This window comes from Rheinheimera mangrovi (assembly GCF_003990335.1).
Taxonomy (GTDB): domain Bacteria; phylum Pseudomonadota; class Gammaproteobacteria; order Enterobacterales; family Alteromonadaceae; genus Pararheinheimera; species Pararheinheimera mangrovi.
Genome location: NZ_CP034683.1, coordinates 2,609,026 through 2,627,627, shown reverse-complemented (window position 1 = coordinate 2,627,627; position 18,602 = coordinate 2,609,026). Strand labels below are relative to the sequence as shown.

Below are 18,602 nucleotides of genomic sequence, written 5' to 3'. Positions count from 1 at the left end.
GGCGCGTGGATTGAAACCTCCAAAACGGAATCTGAACCAGTTATTTAGCCATCGTCGCGTCCCGCACGGGGCGCGTGGATTGAAACAGGTCAGGTGAGAAACAAAGGCTCTGTGGTGACAGGTCGCGTCCCGCACGGGGCGCGTGGATCGAACGAGGCAGTTGTCATTGCCAAGTATCTGCAGGTCGCGCTGCATCCTGAAAGGAGCTTATCGATTGATGTCTGTAACATTATTTCAGTATTCAAACTAGCTAATTGTTACAAAGATAGCCTGAATATTTGATGTTAAGTATTTTGCAGTAGCAGGATTGAAAGTTTTGATTTATTGACTTTGCTAAGTTAAGGCTGAACTTCTTATTGATGTTAATGATGGCGAATTCGCCATAATTAAAAGTCAGGGATCGTGTGGTGGTTGTATGCTACCTGTAATTTATCTGTTCATTTTGTTTAACAGGTTGGTCTGCTTTTTCTCGAAAATTTCGTTGTTAATGCGGTGTAGGAGCCGCATTGAAATCGGCTTTGGCTGATTCTAGATCATTGGTGTAATGCCGTCGGTGATTGCACCCTACATGATGGTTGTTTTCTTATTTAAAATGTACTGACTGGAATTAAATAGGGAATTGATGCCTTTTTGCAATCAGTTCCCTTTCTATCCGCTTTTACAGGCGGATTCTGATGGTTGCGTAAAAAAATGTGCCGGATTTTCAGATTCAACTTGCTACATCCGCAGCAGTCATAAACACTGTAGTCACTGCTTTTAAAGGACAATCAGCCAGTTATGATTAGTTTGTTATACGCCCACCCTTATGCCCACCATGCCAGGCTGGAACAAATGATGCTTAATGCTGTACAGCATTGGCCTGGGCTTGAATTGCGCGAGTTGTATCAGTTGTATCCGGACTTCTACATTGATGTAGCGCTGGAGCAAAAAATGCTGCAACACAGCAGCGCCGTTATTTTACATTACCCTATGCAATGGGGCTTACCGCCGGCTTTGTTAGTGCAGTACCTGCATAAAGTGTTTCAGTATGGTTGGGCTTATGGCAAAGATGCAGCTGCTGTGCCTGTAATGTCGCTCAAAGGCAAAAAACTCTGGCTGGTGACCAACGCAGTAACCAGTCAGCACGAGCTGGATCCTTGTTATCAGCAGACGATGTTTACTCCTTTGCGTCAGCTGGCATTGTCTTGCGGTATGCAGTGGCAGCAACCTTTGATGTTGCCAGAACTGACAGATGCAGTGACCGCTACTCAGGCCGCTGAGTTGTTCCGCCAGGGGTTGGAGCAACTGTCTGTAGCCAGTGAACATCATGGGGCACCTTATGCATCTTAATGTGCTGACGTACCTGATGATTTATCTGGCCGCTATGGTGCTGGTGGTACCTTTAGCCAAACGTTTTGGTTTAGGTGTGGTGCTGGGCTATTTATTGGCTGGTATTGCGCTGGGACCTGCAGGTTTAGCTGTCGCCAGCAACACCGATGATATCAAGCTGCTGGCCGAGTTAGGCGTGGTGTTGATGTTATTCAGCATAGGGTTGGAGCTGGATGCGAAAAAACTCTGGGCCATGCGACATAGAGTGTTTTTATTTGGATCTTTGCAGGTGCTTGTCTGCGCTGTAGGTATAGCCGTCGCCACTTTTTTACTGGGTTTATCTTATGCCTTGTCGGTCTTTATTGGTCTGGCTTTAGCGCTGTCATCCACAGCTGTGGCAATACAGTTGATGAAAGATCGCAATTTAATGGGCACTCATACCGGCCAGTCGGTTTTTGGTGCCTTGTTATTGCAGGATATGGTGGCTATTCCACTGTTGATTGGCGTCAGTTTAATAGCACCTTCGGCCGATACTGCAGAGTTTAAGGCTCTGCCAGCTTTGGCTGCTGTAGTGGCGGTGGTTTTAACAGGTCGTTATTTGATTGGATATTTACTGCACTGGGTGGCGCATCATGGTTCCCGCGAGTTGTTTGTTGGTTTAGCGTTATTGCTGGTCATTGGCGTGATGGAACTGATGACAGCTGTTGGCGTATCTGCAGGCTTAGGGGCTTTTATTGCCGGTGTGCTGCTGGCAAGCTCAGAGTTTCGTCATCAGTTAGAAGCCGACTTAGAACCTTTTAAGGGGCTGTTTTTAGGGCTGTTTTTTATCACTATTGGTGCCAGCATTAATATGCAGTTACTCCGTGAAGAATGGCAACTGATCAGCTTGTTGTTGCTGTTATTTGTCGGTTTAAAACTGTTGTTATTGTATGGTGTGGCTTGTGTGTTAAAAATTGCAGGGCCAGAACGTTTTAGTTATGCGGTGTTGTTGGGCCAGGGCAGTGAGTTTGCTTTTGTGTTAGCGGCTTTGGCCACGGCCGGAGCGCTGTTAACCGGCACCGAAGGCGCTATGCTGAACTTGCTGATCGCTTTGTCTATTGCTGTATCTCCTTTGCTGATGAAATTACAGGATGCCTGGGCGGCTCGCCAGCAAAAACAACAACCAGTACAAAACACTGATGTGCAAAGCAGCGACAGCCCGGTGATTATTGCCGGTTTTGGTCGATACGGACAAATTTTAGGCCGTTTATTACTGTCCAACGGCATAGTGCCAACAGTACTGGATCACGATTCTGACACTATTCAAACCATGACTAAATTTGGTTTTAAAGTGTATTACGGCGATGCCAGCCGGATGGACGTGCTGGAAGCTGCCGGAGCCGCAGAAGCCAAAGTTCTGGTGATTGCCGTGGATGATGTGCAGGCCATCAATGCCATAGTCTCGAGTGCTAAACAGCATTTTCCGCATTTAACTCTGATGGCGCGGGCTAAAGATGTTGCGCATATGTATCAGTTGCGCCAGTTAGGGGTGGAGCATATAGAACGTGAGCTTTTTGAAGCTTCGTTACGCCAGGGCCGTGATGTGTTGTCAGTCTTGGGCATGGGGCATTATGAAGCCAAAGAACTGGCTGACCGGTTCAGAGCGGCCAATTATCAATTGCTTGATAAAATGCAGTTGGTTCGTGAACAACAAGATGAAAAGAATTACATTCAGTTGCTCAAACAAAGCAGGGAAGAATTACAGCGTCAATTGGAACGGGAGAGCCGGGATGCGCCGCAGCGCTATCAGGGGTTATCTTCTGCGATGAAGCAAAGGGAAAACAGCAAGGAGTAACGCATGAGCTACACCAATAAATTGCGATTAATGGAAATTCTGGCCAGGATCCCGTTGTTTAAAGATCTGCAGCCAGCTGACAGAGAACTGATATTGCAAATGCCTAAAGCCTTTGAGTCATACAGTCAGGGCCAGGCGTTGATTAAAGAAGGCGGCTACGAGCCATTTTTTTATATCATTTTATCTGGACAGGCGCTGGTTTATCACCGGCAACACCAAATTGGGCAATTAATGCCAAGTCAATTTGTCGGTGAGGTCGGCTTTATTTGTAACGAGCCTCGCAGCGCAACAGTGATTGCCGAAACCGATATGGTGCTGATGAAGATTGACAGCGATAGCTTCTTAAGGTTACCAGACAGGGTGCAGTCAGCCATTAAAGACAAGATTATTTTTGGTCTGACACAAAGAGTGGCGCAGTTGAGTGAGCGACTGATTGAACTTGATGGGGTATTACCAGAGCCCCGATTACCCTCGATTGATGAGGAAATACAACGGAGTAATGAAGATCCACGGGCATAAAACAGAGTTGTAAGTCGTTTGTATTACTGGAACGTCACGGGCTATACTGCCAAATGAACAGAACAACGGAGTAATTAGTCATTAATTTTCATGGATTTGAATTACATTTACCCACGCTACTGCTGTTAACTCTGCTGATTAATCTGATGATTGGCTGCTATTTGGGCATGGTGTATTTGCTACGGCGCCATGATAAAAGCTTTCTGCTCTGGGCTGTTGCCTGTTTTGTGTTTGTGGCCGGTGGTTGTGCTGCTGGTGCAAGAAACTATATAGACCAACCCCTCATTACCTATTTGCTGGCCGATCTGTTGTTGCTGCTTTCTCCGGCTTTGGTCGTCCTGGGACTGGTGTTATTTTTGCGCGGCCAACTCAGTGCCAGATCCAAACAGCAAGCGGCCTTGTTATTGACCTTATATCTGTTGCCACTGAGTATGTTGCATCAGGTCAATAATGCCTCATCAGCACTGACCTCCTTTGGCATCGCAGTCATATTTATGTATGCGATAGTACTGTTGAAACATGCCCGGTTAACGCCGGTATTTCCGGTGTATGTGCTGCAATTATTTTTCGCTCTGCATGCAGGCTTAATGCTGCTTCAGGTTGGCCTGGTTTTGCCTTTGATCGGCGAAGACAGCAGGGCTTTTAGTTTGCCCAGCCTGCAATGGGTCTTGTTGGGTCATGTGCTGTTAACCACGAGCACAGGACTAATGTTGCCGTTATTGTCATTTTCCCTGACTGAAAACCAATTGCTTCGGCTGTCAGAGCTGGATGATTTAACTCAGTTGCTTAACCGCCGTGAATTTTTAAAACGGGCTAATTTAACCTTGTCACAGAGCAGACGCCAGCAACACAGTGTGGTTGTGCTGATGATTGACCTGGATCATTTCAAGCAAATTAACGACAAATGGGGCCATGCTATTGGTGATCTGGCGCTGAAAAAAGTAGCTGATTTACTCAAAGTAGGGCTTCGCACTTCAGATTTAATCGGCCGTTTAGGTGGTGAAGAGTTTGCTGTACTGATGCCCAACACCAGCGCAGAACAGGCGGCCTTAATTGGCCAACGTTTATGTGACCGTATTGCGCATCAAGCCTGGGAAATTGAAGCCAGGCCGGTGAAACTCACTGTCAGTGTTGGAGGAGCCAGTTGCGTCACGGCACTACGGGACTTAAAAGAACTGCTGGTCGATGCGGATAACGCTTTGTATCAAGCCAAAGCCCAGGGGCGTAACCGCATCATCTTTGGTCCTGAGTCTGAATAAAAAAACGGCCAACAGGCCGTTTTTTTAGAGGTTGTAGGGATTAAACCAGACTACCCCATAAGTCGTATTCGTCAGCTTCTTCAACCACCACATCCACCAGATCGCCCGGCTTTAATGAGGTTTCGCCATTTAAATACACAGCGCCGTCAATTTCCGGAGCATCAGCGAAGCTGCGGCCAATGGCGCCTTCATCATCTACTTCATCAATTAACACTTTGATAGTGCGGCCAATTTTGCTCTGCAAACGGGCTGCACTGATGCGCTGCTGAGTTTCCATAAAGCGGTGGTAACGCTCTTCTTTGATTTCTTCAGCAATTTGATCCGGTAAGTCGTTGGCTTTCGCGCCTTCAACCGGGCTGTATTTGAAGCAGCCAACGCGGTCTAACTGAGCTTCTTCTAACCAGTTTAATAATTCCTGGAATTCTTCTTCTGTCTCGCCAGGGAAACCTACGATAAAGGTAGAACGGATGGTCAGCTCAGGGCAGATTTCACGCCATTTTTTGATGCGCTCTAATACACGGTCAGACTGACCAGGGCGTTTCATCAGTTTTAAAATACGCGGGCTGGCATGCTGGAACGGAATATCCAGGTATGGCAATAACTTACCTTGCGCCATCAATGGGATCACGTCATCCACATGCGGGTATGGATAAACATAATGCAAACGTACCCAAATGCCTAAATCGGCTAAGGCTTCACACAAAGACTGCATAGAGGTTTTGACCGGCTGGCCATTCCAGAAACCTGTGCGATGTTTTACATCCACACCATAAGCACTGGTGTCCTGAGAAATAATCAGCAGCTCTTTGACGCCGGCTTTTTGTAAACGAGCTGCTTCGTCCAGCACTTCGCCGATAGGACGGCTGACTAAGTCGCCACGCATTGAAGGAATAATACAGAAGGTGCAACGGTGGTTACAGCCTTCAGATATTTTTAAATACGCATAATGTTTAGGCGTTAACTTAATGCCATGGTCCGGCACTAACTGCATAAAAGGGTCGTACTTTGGCTTAGGCACAAAGTCATGCACCTGCTTTAACACGTTTTCATAGGCGTGTGGGCCTGTGATACCTAATACATTTGGATGCACTTCACGGATTTCGTCTTCACGCGCACCTAAACAGCCAGTCACTATTACTTTGCCGTTTTCAGCTAAAGCTTCGCCTATGGTATCTAAAGATTCCTGCACTGCGCTGTCGATAAAACCACAGGTATTAACGATAACCAAAGCTGCATCGTCGTAGCTTGGAACTATTTGATAACCTTCAGTTTTTAACTGAGTCAGAATACGCTCTGAGTCCACCAGGTTTTTTGGGCAACCTAAGCTTACAAACCCGATTTTTGCGCCTGAACCATTGGCTTGCGCCTGAGCCGTCAGGCTTTTCACTGGCGTTTCCAGTGTGGTGGTTTGTGATGGGTCAAAGGTTTCGACTGTCATGTAAATCCTGCAAAGTAAAAGGGCCGGAAAAAAAGTGCGCGGATTATACCTGAATCGATTGGAAGATACAGTCCTTGCTGTATAAAAAACGCTCAACAGACAATGCTTATCTTTGCCTTAGCGAAGAGAACCACTGAAAGTTGTTGAAAAGCCGGAAAAATACGCTGGATACCGCTGCCAATTTATTGATCTTCGCTAATACTCTTGGCGTAATTTATTTTTTTATCAGTTAATTATTCATCAGTAGGGAAAGAATTTTATGGTCAAAGCCTATGCCGCACTGAAACCTCATGCACCTTTATCGGTGATTGAGTTCGAGCCAGGCCCGCTGGGGCGTCAGGATGTAGAAATTGATGTGGATTATTGTGGTATCTGCCACTCAGATTTATCCATGATCAATAACGAGTGGGGGATGACTGCTTATCCTTTAGTGGCTGGTCATGAAGTGGTTGGGCGTATTGCGGCTGTTGGGGCTGATGTCAGCCATTTGAAGCAAGGCCAGGTGGTTGGGTTGGGCTGGCACTCAGGTTATTGTCAGGTGTGCAGCAGTTGTGGCAGCGGCGATCATAATTTATGTGCAGCAGCACAAGGCACCATTGTCGGTCGTCACGGTGGTTTTGCCGATAAAGTGCGGGCTAATGCAGCCAGCGTGGTGGCCTTACCTGAAGGCATGGACGCAAAAAGCGCAGGACCTTTGTTTTGTGGTGGTATTACGGTGTTTAACCCTATGCTGCAGTTTGACGTCAAAGCGACCGACAAAGTGGCAGTGATAGGTATTGGCGGTTTAGGCCATATTGCGCTGCAATTTTTACGTGCTTTTGGGTGTGAAGTGACAGCTTTTACCTCCAGCGAAAGTAAAACGGCAGAAGCCAAAGAGTTAGGCGCTCATCATTGTATTAACTCCAGAAATGCCGACGAAATAGCAGCGGCTGCAGGGCGTTTTGATTTTATTTTAACGACAGTCAATGTGAAATTAGACTGGAATCTGTACCTTTCAACTCTTAAGCCTAAAGGCCGCCTGCATTTTGTTGGTGCTACGTTAGAACCTCTAGATCTGAACGTATTCAGCCTGATTATGGCGCAACGTTCAGTGTCAGGCTCTCCTGTCGGCAGTCCTGCGACCATCAAAAAGATGCTGGATTTTGCTGTGCAACATAACATTAAGCCAGTTGTTGAGATTTTTAAGTTTGATCAAATTAACGAAGCTATAGCGCATTTGGAAAGTGGCAAAGCCCGTTATCGGATTGTGCTGGAGAGGTAAGCTGGTTTCTTAAAAAGGCCGGGCTGCCGTCCTGCCTTTTCCCACTGCTGCGAACCACAGTACAGGTAATAGTGACAATGTTAATAAATGCGTTCAGATGCTGATTTTTAACGTCAGGCTCTCGCTATCTGGCTGGTTGCTTTGCTGTTGCTTAGGTATAACTAAGATAACCAAATAAGAACAGTCACTTAGAAGAGAAAAAAATGGCAATTCAGCTCTCCCGTCCTGTAGCACTACTCTTTATTGTCCTCAGCTTTACTGCATCAGCACAGACGTTGTTGTTAGAAAATATCACGCTAGTGGATGTAAAAAACTTAGAGTTGAAAGTGGGGCAAACTGTTGCGCTTGATGGTGACCGCATAAGCGCCATCTATGACACCGGTAGTAAAAAACGTCCGGCTGACAGCACTGTGCTGGATATGAACGGTTTGTATTTGTTGCCTGGTTTAATTGATGCTCATGTGCATCATGCGACTGAGCCTGAAGGGGGGGATAACGCAGCAGTCACACAACAAAGACTCAGCGCTTTGCTAAGAGGTGGTGTGACTACAGTACGGGATATGGGCGGCGATGTGCGGGTGCTGACGGGCTTAAAACGGCAGGCCGAACTGGATTTAATTCAGTCGCCTGATATTTATTATTCGGTCATTATTGGCGGGCCTGAGTTTTTCAGCGATCCGCGCACTGTAGCATCGGCCCGAGGCAAAACCCCTGGGGACACAGACTGGATGCGTTCGGTCAATGCACAGACTGACTTTGATGCGTTAATGCTGCGCACCTTAGGTACTGGGGCCACCGGTATTAAAATTTACGCCAAAGTACCAGCTGATCTAATGCCAAAGCTTTCTGCTGCTGCGAAAAAGCATGGGGTGAGGGTCTGGGCACATGCTTATGTAGGGCCGGCTAAACCTGCAGACGCGGTGCAAGCTGGAGTTGAAGTGATTTCGCATGCCCCTGATTTAGCAGCTACAGTCATTTCGCCCTATGAAAACTGGCGCCGCAAGGATTTACCTGTGTCCGCGGCAGTAAAAAAGGCTTCCTTTGATACCGCTAATTACCTGCCGTTGCTCGAACAAATGCAGCAGAAAGGCACCATGTTGGATGCCACTTTAACTATTTTCCATCAGTTGCAACAACGTAATTTGAATGCGGCCACTATTTATCAGCATGGTGTTTTATTCACCAGACTGGCGCATCAGCAAGGCATCAAAATTGTGGCGGGCACGGATTATTTATCGGATAAAGCAGGGCTGAATTACCCTATGGTGCATCAGGAAATGCAGTTGTTGGTAGAACAAGCAGGGCTGACGCCACTGGAAGCTATTCAGGCTGCTACTTTGCATGGCGCAGAAGCTATTGGCATCGCGGATCAGGTAGGCAGCATAGAAGTTGGGAAAAAGGCCAACCTGATGATCCTGTCCGCTGATCCGACAAAAAGTATTAGCAATAGCCTTCAAATCAGCCACGTGATTAAAAATGGCCAGTTTGTCTATCGTGGCGATGACAATCGTTTACCGTTTAGCAGCGCTCGTGTGGTCAATGGAGTCTTGTATTTGTCCGGCCAGTTGGGCAATTTCCCAGGCACTATGGCGCTCAATGGTCAGACCATAGAAAGTCAGATGCAACAAGCCATGCAGAACATTGGATCTGTATTACAAGAGCACAAGCTGGGTTTTGATGCAGTGTTTAAATGTACGTTAATGCTAGCTGATATCAAAGAATGGCCTGCGGCCAACAAGGTATATATTCAGTACTTTAAGACACCTTTACCGGCCCGAAGCGCATTTGCCGCCAGTGGTCTGGCATTGGGAGCCAAAGTGGAAGTGGAGTGCATGGCTAAACTTTAGCGCTCTAATTATTGCTTACAAAATTAAAGGCCGAATTGCGTTAGCAGCCATCTTGTTATGCCGTATATTCAGTGGAAAGATGAATTTAAAGGGAAAAGTATGCTGCATTCAGACCAACGTAGTGAACAGTTACAGCAGGAATTTAAACGCACAGATGCAGTAGCACCAGGCATCGATCCGTTGCTGACTAAGCATCAGAAAATGGCGCAGAACCCATTCCGGTTCTTACGTGGTAGCTCTGGTTTGTTTTATGCGGATATCAAAAATTCTGTGCTGAAGTTGCCGGAACTTCTCACCACAAAAATTCCGCTGACCACTGTGATAGGGGATTGTCATTTATCTAACTTTGGCTTTTTTACCGAAGAAGGTTCGTCCGGCGACAGAGTGATTTTTGCTCCCAACGATTTTGACGACGCCTGTGTTGGCCATGCGGTTTGGGATTGGAGCCGTTATGCGGTGAGTATTTTATTAGCCGCTGATTATTGTCAGGGCGTAAAACAACAGCGATATGCTAACGAAACTAAGTTGGACTTAAACACTTTGCAGGTGGTCACAGCCAAAGAAGCAGCTGCTGCTGTGCGTAGTTTTCTGACCGCTTATGTGGCGCAATGTCAGGCCATTGTCGAAGAGCCGGAACTCAGATATGCCGTATTGGATGATTTCCCAAAAAACCATGTACTAAAACCTGTGCTGAAAAAAGCCATTAAACGCTCTGCCAAAGGCGAAGATTTTTTGCGTAAAAGTACACTCGCCAAAGTGGCCGACTTATCGGCGCGACCGCTGAAATTTAAAGATGACTCTGCAAAATTTACCCGCTTAACCGCAGAGCTGTACAAAGACGTTGAATTTAGTTTCCGCCCTTATGTCAGTGACGATATTTTGGATATTGTCACCCGCCAGGGCGCAGGCACAGGCTCGTTAAATATGCAGCGTTATTATTTGTTGGTAGGTCCAAAAGACATTCATTCAGACGAAGATTTGGCGTTGTGTCATTTGATTGAAGCCAAACAACAACGGGATGCAGCGCCTTTGTATTTTTTCCCGGATTTAAGCCCGGTCAACCGGTTAAATGCTGCGCATTTAACAGTAGATTGTCAGCGCTTAATGCAGCGGCGACCGGATCTGGTGTTGGATGAACACTACTGGAATGGTGCTCATTATCTGGTGCGCTCGTTGCATCACGCCAATGTGGATGTGGATCCTGAAGATGTATGTTTTGCTGAAAAAGCACCGGGTGAAGAACTGGCGGAATATGCAGAGGCCTGTGGCCGGACTTTGGCATTAGCACACAGCAGAGGCGACAGACGCTCGTGCTATTTTGAGCAAGCCGTGCTGCAGTATTTACCTCAAGCTATGGATGAATTAATTCAATCTTGTCTGGATTATGCGGAGCAGCAGAAAACTGATTGTGAGTTGCTGGGGCAATTGTTGGGTCAGAACTTAAGTTCTGACCCACAAACAGAAACAGCCTAAAGCTTTGGAAACTGCAGGGTCAGAGTCAAGACTCTGACCCCGGTACTTAACCTTTACGGCTGCGCACCAGATAAATCAGCGCTATCAGCACTAAAGCAGACTGCAGTACCACACCCTGAGTATTAGGGTAGAAACCCAACCAGCTGATGGTTGGCAGGTTCAGTTGGCTCACCGACAAAGTACCAGCTTCCTGCAGGGCAGCTATACCTTTACCCGCCATCACGATGGCCAGAACCAGCATCAGTAAAGCTGTGCTGCCGAAGAAGGTTTTCAGTGGTAACTTCAGGGCAAATTTAAATACAGCCAGACCCAAAATGGCCAGTAACACCAGAGCTGCAGCTATACCAGAGACAAAGCTTTGTTGGGCCTGTTCACCGCCCTGTAACCACAGCGCCTGATAAAACAGAATAGTTTCAAAGGCCTCACGGTAAACCGCTAAAAACACCACCAGACCTAAACCAAAATATGCGCCGCCTGATACTGCGTTTTGTACTTTGTTCTGAATAAAGTTGCTCCACTCTTTGGCGCTGGTTTTGCTGTGCATCCAGAACCCCATATAGAACAGAATAGCGGCTGCAATCAGTGCGGTGTAACCTTCAGTCAGTTCACGCGAAGCACCCGAGATATCAATGACATAACTTGAGACAAACCAGGTAATAACACCCAATGCCAAAGCACCAATCCAACCTATATGTACTGTGTGACGCAAAGCCGGTTTGTCGGTTTTTACTGCCACGCTATAAATAGCAGCCACCACCAGTAAAGCTTCTAAGCCTTCACGTAATAAAATCAGCAGCGCCGCTAAAAATACATTGATGCTGCTTAGTTGAGTTTCTGCTAATTCAGTCTGAGCTTGTTTTAATAAGCCTTGAATTTCAGAGATACGAGGTGCCACATTGTCTTTTTGCATTGGGTCTTTCAGTAACTGACGCAGGCCCAACATGGCATGTTCAATCTGGTCACGCAGTTCCACATTGACTGTGCCTAATGGGTTTTCTACCAGTTCAAAACCATCCAGATAAGCAGAAACCGCCTGATCGTAAGCTGCTTGTGGGTTTTGCGCATACAAATCAGCAGAAAGTTGTAATTTCTGCTGAGCGATCACCAGCGGCTCTTTACTCTGTGCCTGGAAAAAACGCTCCGGGTGGCTGCGGAACAAACTCATCAGCTCAGCACCAAAATCAGGGTAAAGTTTAATCAAATCTTTTGGTGTAGCTGTTAATAAGTCTTTCACGGCGCCGTTTTCAATCATGGCGTCCGGCACTTTACTGCTGTCAAATCCTTTGCCTGCGATATGACCAACATAAAACGCCAGGTCCCAGCGGCTCTGTTCATCTAAATGCGCAAAAGACGCCATGCCAGTGTCGGCCACACCTAAGGTTATCGTATTAAATAAACCATAGGCGCTGCGAGCCTGATAACGCTCTACTTCGTGGAAATTGGTTGGGGCAGGGTCCAACTGAGCTCCAGCCGGGCCGTCACCCATAGCTGTTGTGCCATGACAAGCGGCACAGTTGGTGGCGAATAAAGCTTCACCACGTTTTAAATCCGGGCTTTGTTTAGGCACCGGAATAGAAGGCATAGCTGCTATTACACTTTGACGCATCAGGGCTGTTAAGGCCTGAATATCTTTTTCCGCGGCTTTATCAGCAATCAGCTGTTTTAATTGAGCGGATTGCTGCTGTAACTCTGGTGGTGCAGTGGCTACTTCCTCTGCTATTAACGAAGAAAATTCCTGCATTTCGCCATATTCAGCGGAGCTTACAATCTTGCCATCGACTACTGCCGCACTGTAATCAGCGCCTATATATTCAATATATTGGATTAATTTATCCGAAGCTAAAGTCGGAAATGCCAAAAGCGCGACCAGCGCAAGAACCACTCTATATCCCATAATTCACCTAATGTCATAAGCTCGCTAACAAGAATTATTCTCATTATACGGAAGCTGCAGGCTGATACCTAGCGCTCTTTCGATTTAATTTTGAAAACTGCCCCTTTGGTTGTGCCTGAAATAGTCTGTGAAAAGCGTCATATCCTTCGCTTAACTTCGGCTGCTGCAATCGGCCATCTATCTGGTATGGCGTTGTAAAGAGTACAGACTTAAGTCACAATGCGAATACTTTGTATTGTTATCCGTTAGGAGCTACGTATGATGACTTTATGGGATGCTTGTGGCGGCCAGACCGTGATGGTGACAGGTATAGATGCAGGCATGGATCTGTCTGTCAGCGGCAGATTACGTGAGATGGGGCTGGATGATGGTCACCATGTATTTTGCTTAAGACGCGGCCCTTTTGAAGGCACATTGGTGGTTGCTATTGCTGATTGTGTCTATTCGCTGGAGCAAAAAGTCGCTAGACAAATTCAGGTCAAACTGCTGTAACCACTGCTGTTTAATCAATCATGCTTCGTCGGTTTCACCGCTGGTGAGCTCAGTTCATTCACAGGTTTTGTTATGAAACGTATTATTTTGGTTGGAAAGCCGAATTCCGGTAAAAGTTTGCTGTTTAATCAATTGACCGGCTTACGCCAAAAAGTTGCTAATTTTCCGGGTGTTACCGTAGAGCTTAAATCAGGCAAGTTTGAGCAGTATCAATTGGTTGATTTTCCGGGCGCGTACTCAATGAGTACCCTGACTCGTGATGAAGAAATTGCGGTCGAAAAAATCAATCAGGCACTGTTGGACGAAGATACTGCATTGATTATCTGTAATCTGGATGCAACCCGGCTGCAAAGTAGCCTGATGTTTGGTATGCAGATGCAGGCCATGGCGCATCGTTACGGCAAACCTATGGTTTTTGCGCTGAATATGATTGATGAAATGACACGTTTTGGCCACCAGATTGACATGGACCAACTGAGCCGTGATTTGGGCGCACCTGTTTTTGCTATCTCCGCCAAGACGTTACAAGGTATTGCCGAATTTAAAACTGGCGTATTAGCACTGGCAGAGCAGGCCACTATTGCAGTCAATGCCGATGAGACAGCAGCTCTGCCACCGCTTGATTATAGCGAGCAGGTTAAACAAAGCCGTTTGCTCGCTGCTAAATACGGTATGCAGCCGACAGTGGTACTGAAAAACCAGAATACCATCGACTCCTTTTTGTTGAGTAACCTCAGTGGTGGTATTGCATTTTTGTTTGTGATGTTTTTGTTATTTCAGAGCATTTTTACCTTCGCCACACCGCTGATGGATGGGGTAGAAAACCTGATTGGCCTGACCGCTACTTTTGTGACGGATTTAACCGGACCAGGCATGCTGGCGGATTTTCTGAATGATGCCATTTTTGGTGGTTTGGGTTCATTTCTGGTGTTTGTGCCGCAAATTATGGTGCTGACCCTGATCATTGGTATGCTTGAAGACAGTGGTTATCTGGCTCGTGCTGCGCTGATTTGTCACAGACCACTGAGTTATTTTGGTTTGTCTGGTCGCAGTTTTATTCCATTTTTATCAGCACACGCCTGTGCTATTCCAGCCATTATGGCGGCTCGTACTATTGAATCACCACGCAAGCGCCTGATCACCATGCTGACCATTCCGCTGATGTCCTGTTCTGCACGTTTGCCTGTTTATGCTTTGCTGGTGGCTGTGTTGATCCCTGATACTACTTACCTCGGTGGGCTGATTAATCTGCAGGGTACTGCTTTTTTTGGCTTGTATTTCTTTGGTATTTTAACTGCGTTAATGGTAAGTCTGGTGCTGTCTGGTTCGAAACTTAATGACGATGAAAAGTCGGATATGCCCTTTATTCTTGAACTGCCAACCTATCGTTTACCGCACTGGAAACCCTTGATCCACAGGGTGATGAGCAGTGCCAAACAGTTTGTTTATCGCGCTGGCCCCATTATTTTTATGGTGTCGCTGGCGATCTGGCTGTTAGGTTATTTCCCTACAGGTTCAGGTGGTTTACAGAACTCTTATCTAGGCATCATTGGTCATTGGATTGAACCACTTTTTACTCCGCTTGGCCTGGATTGGCGTTATGGTGTGGCTATTCTGATGTCTTTCCTGGCCCGTGAAGTGTTTGTTGGCGCTTTAGGCACATTGTTTGGTATAGACGGTGCTGATGAGAATATTGCTGGTTTAGCTGCCAATATTCAGGCCGACGGTCTGACTTTTGGCGCTGGTATGGGCATTTTGTTGTTTTATGTAGTGGCTTTGCAATGTGTAGCAACAGTGGCGACACTCAAAGCGGAAACAGGCAGTACTAAATTGATCACCGCATTGGTTATCGGCTACGGGGTCTTGGCCTATATACTCGCCGCCTTGTGTGCTCAGCTTTTGTGATATGACGGCATCAGCTGGTAATGGCTGATGTCGTTCTTGCAACTACGTCCGTTGTTGTTATACCCCGTCAAGAACTAAGCGGTGATGCATTGAATCGCCGCAATATCCTTCCTGCTAAAAGAAAACTTCGAATTTCACTGCATAGCCCAAAATTTTGTCCCGTGCTGATTCTTCTGCACTAGGGCGAGCAATGCTTTGCCAGCGTTCAGCCTGATGCCTACGCCCCTTTAAACGGGACTTGTTGGCGTTAATATGTAGGCGGAATCTAGATTTGTTGTGTTTTTTGCTGCTCATCTGACCAGATAGGGCATTTTATGCATTCCTCGCTTGACAGTGTTTTTTTTCAAACGTACATTTCAAACAGGTGTTTTAATTCAGTCAGAGCTATGGTTAATAAAACGACAACTCAGGACAAAATTCTGGATGCAGCCGAGCAGCTTTTTGCATCAACCGGTTTTGCTGATACCTCATTGCGACAAATCACCAGCATGGCGCAGGTGAATCTGGCGGCGGTGAACTATCATTTTGGTTCAAAAAAAGAGTTGATCCAGTCGGTGTTGCAGCGTTACTTGTCGGTGCTGATGCCACGTTTGGATCAGGAATTCAGTCAGTTATTAGCTAGTCAGAAACAAAATGACTTAACGGCTGTGCTGTCGGTTTTTATTAAACCTTTGTTGGAACTGAATAAAGTGCAGCATCACGGTACCCGGATGTTTTTGCAGTTGCTGGGCCGTGGCTATACCGATGTACAAGGGCATTTGCGTTGGTTTTTTAACCACCATTATGGTCGCACTCTGGACAAGTTTGTGTTGCTGGTGCAGCAGGCTTGCCCTGATTTACCAGCCAGTGAAATCTTCTGGCGCCTACATTTTTCGCTCGGCACTGTGGTGTTCACCATGGCGTCGAACCAGGCGTTACAAGAAATAGCGGCAGCAGATTTTAACGAAAATGTAGAAATAGAAGGCGTGATCCACAGGCTTATTCCTTATTTAGCCGCTGGTATAGCGTCACCTTTAACTTTAACAAGTCAAACTCACTAATCTCTCAAGGACCTTATTATGTCAATTCTGATCCTGCTGTTGGTTGTGCTGATTGTTGTGCTCGGTGTAGCAGACATTCGACGTAACCTGATCACCAAACCTGTGTTTGGCATCTTTAAGAAAATATTACCTCCGCTGTCAGATACAGAACGTGAAGCTATGGAAGCTGGGGATGTCTGGTGGGATGGTGATTTGTTTCAGGGTAAACCTGACTGGAAGAAGCTGCATGCCATTCCAAAAGCTGAATTGTCTGCTGAAGAACAGGCTTTTATGGACAATGAAGTAGACACTCTGCTGAAGATGCTGGATGACTACAAAATTGTGCAGGAACAGCGCGATTTACCACCAGAAGTCTGGCAATTCATCAAGGACAACGGCTTTTTTGCGATGATTATTCCAAAAAGCTACGGTGGCCGTGAATTCTCTGCTATTGCCAACTCGACTATTGTATCGCGCATCGCCACCCGCAGCTTAACTGCTGCTGTGACTGTGATGGTACCTAACTCTTTAGGCCCTGGCGAACTTTTAATGCACTACGGTACACAGGAACAAAAAGACCGCTGGTTGCCTGGCTTAGCCGCAGGTAAAGAAGTGCCTTGTTTTGCTTTAACAGGCCCGGAAGCGGGTTCTGATGCCGGTGGTATTCCGGATACAGGCGTGATTTGTAAAGGCCAGTTTGAGGGTAAAGAAGTATTAGGTATCCGCCTGAACTGGGATAAGCGTTACATTACGCTGGCTCCAGTGGCTACTGTGTTAGGTCTGGCCTTTAAGTTGTATGACCCGGAAAACTTATTAGGTGAAAAAACTGAACTGGGTATCACTTGTGCCTTGATCCCAACCAGCCATGAAGGAGTTGAAATTGGTGATCGTCATTTCCCAATGAATATGGCCTTTATGAACGGTACCACCTACGGTAAAGACGTTTTTATTCCGCTGGACTGGATTATTGGTGGCCCGGACTACGCAGGTCGTGGCTGGCGTATGCTGGTGGAATGTTTATCAGCAGGCCGTGGTATCTCTTTGCCAGCTCTGGCGACAGCTACAGGTCATTTAGCCACTCGGATGACTGGTGCTTACTCTTATGTCCGTCAGCAGTTTGGTATGGCTATAGGTAAATTTGAAGGGGTGCAGGAAAGTTTAGGCCGTATTGGTGCTTACACTTATAGCTTAGAAGCCATGCGTGTGATGACGGCTGGTGCTATTGATTTAAACCTGAGCCCGTCCGTGGTCACTGCTATTGCCAAGTACCATATGACAGAGATGTCCCGCACCTTGTTAAACGATGCCTTTGATATTCACTCTGGCCGCGCTATTCAGGTCGGTCCTAAAAACTATCTGGCGCACGGTTATATGGGCATGCCAATTTCTATCACGGTAGAAGGTGCGAATATTTTAACCCGTAACCTGATGATTTTTGGACAGGGTGCAACCCGTTGCCATCCATATGTGTTACAGGAATTAGAAGCTGCTGCCAATCCAAATGCGGAAGAAGGCTTACAGCAATTCGACAGCCTGCTGATGAAGCACATAGGTTTTGCGCTGGGTAATACTTTTGGCGCACTGTGGCAGGGTTTAACTTTAGGTCGTTTTAACTCAAGCCCGGTGTCTGGTGAAACCGCCAAATACTACAAGCAGTTAAGCCGCATGAGCCGTGCTTTGGCCTTAAGCGCAGATTTTTCCATGCTGATGTTAGGTGGTGATTTAAAACGTAAAGAAATGCTGTCGGCCCGTTTAGGCGACGTATTAAGCCACTTGTATATCGCTTCTGCCGTACTGAAGTTTTATGAAGACAACGGCCGTCAGGTAGCAGACTTACCTTTCGTACGTTACTCCATCGAACGTAACCTGTTTGAAATTGGTAAAGCTTTTTCTGGTTTCTTCCAGAACTTCCCAAGTGTTGTGGTCGCCCGCTTATTAAAAACTCTGATATTCCCATTTGGCATTGGCTACAAAATGCCAGCCGATGCAGTGACTCAGGACATTTCTGATGCGCTGTTAAAACCGGGTGTGATCCGTGACCGCTTAACTCACTTATGTTTTATTGGTGAAGGCGATGAGGATCCAACAGGTTTAATGGAATCAGCCTTTATTGCAGTGCATCAAGCTCAGCCTGTGATGAAGAAGATTTATGCCGCACAAAAACAAGGTGCTGTACCACGTAAAATTCCTATGGATCAGCTAATTGCTAAAGCCCTGGAAATTAACGTGATTAATGCAGATGAAGCCAAACAACTGGTGCGCATGAACGAATTACGTTTCAGCTCGATCAGTGTCGATAGCTTTAAGCCTGGTGTGTTGTCAGAGCACTCAATCTAAAGATCCCTGATCGCTA

The 18,602-nt window shown here is 46.5% G+C and carries 13 protein-coding genes and 1 CRISPR repeat array (1 of these 14 running past the window's edge); of the genes, 11 read left to right on the top strand and 2 right to left on the bottom strand.

Translation table 11 applies throughout. The features are described 5' to 3' along the window. A CRISPR array of direct repeats spans positions 1-154; the repeat unit is 33 nt; unit sequence GTCGCGTCCCGCACGGGGCGCGTGGATTGAAAC; it reaches 1,757 nt to the left of the window's first position. 623 nt (positions 155-777) lie between these two features. From EK374_RS11780 to EK374_RS11765, 4 genes are all read left to right on the top strand, one after another. Then, positions 778-1,329: an NAD(P)H-dependent oxidoreductase gene (locus EK374_RS11780; protein WP_127023658.1), complete on the top strand. Its 552-nt coding sequence runs from the start codon at positions 778-780 to the stop codon at positions 1,327-1,329. After that, positions 1,319-3,142, top strand: coding sequence for a monovalent cation:proton antiporter-2 (CPA2) family protein (locus EK374_RS11775; RefSeq protein ID WP_164731866.1), 1,824 nt, complete (start codon positions 1,319-1,321; stop codon positions 3,140-3,142). Before EK374_RS11780 ends, EK374_RS11775 begins: the two co-directional genes overlap by 11 nt. 3 nt (positions 3,143-3,145) lie before the next feature. Next, a complete protein-coding gene (locus EK374_RS11770; RefSeq protein WP_127023652.1) occupies positions 3,146-3,661 on the top strand; it encodes a cyclic nucleotide-binding domain-containing protein in 516 nt (171 codons plus the stop codon). Between the two features lie 146 nt (positions 3,662-3,807). Continuing rightward, on the top strand, positions 3,808-4,920 hold the full coding sequence (locus EK374_RS11765; RefSeq protein ID WP_127023649.1) for a GGDEF domain-containing protein: 1,113 nt from the start codon (positions 3,808-3,810) through the stop codon (positions 4,918-4,920). Between the two features lie 40 nt (positions 4,921-4,960). On the opposite strand, the gene rimO is transcribed toward EK374_RS11765, so the two are convergent. Continuing rightward, the gene (rimO, locus tag EK374_RS11760; protein WP_127023646.1) at positions 4,961-6,358 is read right to left on the bottom strand and encodes a 30S ribosomal protein S12 methylthiotransferase RimO; all 1,398 of its coding nucleotides are present in this window, start codon (positions 6,356-6,358) and stop codon (positions 4,961-4,963) included. A 259-nt stretch (positions 6,359-6,617) separates the two neighbouring features. Here rimO and ahr point away from each other — a divergent pair, with 259 nt between their 5' ends. The 3 genes from ahr to EK374_RS11745 all read left to right on the top strand — a co-directional run bounded on the left by ahr (position 6,618) and on the right by EK374_RS11745 (position 10,939). Continuing rightward, positions 6,618-7,619 carry an NADPH-dependent aldehyde reductase Ahr gene (gene ahr / locus EK374_RS11755; RefSeq protein ID WP_127023643.1) on the top strand — a complete coding sequence of 334 codons (1,002 nt, stop codon included), beginning with the start codon at positions 6,618-6,620 and terminating at the stop codon, positions 7,617-7,619. A gap of 203 nt (positions 7,620-7,822) precedes the next feature. Beyond that, on the top strand, positions 7,823-9,466 hold the full coding sequence (locus EK374_RS11750) for an amidohydrolase family protein (protein WP_127023640.1): 1,644 nt from the start codon (positions 7,823-7,825) through the stop codon (positions 9,464-9,466). A 99-nt stretch (positions 9,467-9,565) separates the two neighbouring features. Next, a complete protein-coding gene (locus EK374_RS11745) occupies positions 9,566-10,939 on the top strand; it encodes a DUF2252 family protein (RefSeq protein ID WP_164731865.1) in 1,374 nt (457 codons plus the stop codon). Between the two features lie 46 nt (positions 10,940-10,985). On the opposite strand, the gene EK374_RS11740 is transcribed toward EK374_RS11745, so the two are convergent. Beyond that, entirely contained in the window at positions 10,986-12,833 is a 1,848-nt protein-coding gene (locus tag EK374_RS11740; RefSeq protein ID WP_127023634.1) for a cytochrome c/FTR1 family iron permease, read from the bottom strand. Between the two features lie 258 nt (positions 12,834-13,091). Between EK374_RS11740 and EK374_RS11735 the strand changes: the two genes are divergently transcribed. From EK374_RS11735 to EK374_RS11720, 4 genes are all read left to right on the top strand, one after another. Further along, positions 13,092-13,325, top strand: coding sequence for a FeoA family protein (locus tag EK374_RS11735; RefSeq protein WP_127023631.1), 234 nt, complete (start codon positions 13,092-13,094; stop codon positions 13,323-13,325). A 72-nt stretch (positions 13,326-13,397) separates the two neighbouring features. Continuing rightward, positions 13,398-15,230, top strand: coding sequence for a ferrous iron transporter B (gene feoB, locus EK374_RS11730; protein ID WP_127023628.1), 1,833 nt, complete (start codon positions 13,398-13,400; stop codon positions 15,228-15,230). A 386-nt stretch (positions 15,231-15,616) separates the two neighbouring features. Continuing rightward, positions 15,617-16,270: a TetR/AcrR family transcriptional regulator gene (locus EK374_RS11725; RefSeq protein WP_127023625.1), complete on the top strand. Its 654-nt coding sequence runs from the start codon at positions 15,617-15,619 to the stop codon at positions 16,268-16,270. 18 nt (positions 16,271-16,288) lie between these two features. Then, on the top strand, positions 16,289-18,586 hold the full coding sequence (locus tag EK374_RS11720; RefSeq protein ID WP_127023622.1) for an acyl-CoA dehydrogenase: 2,298 nt from the start codon (positions 16,289-16,291) through the stop codon (positions 18,584-18,586). Positions 18,587-18,602 lie beyond the last annotated feature (16 nt).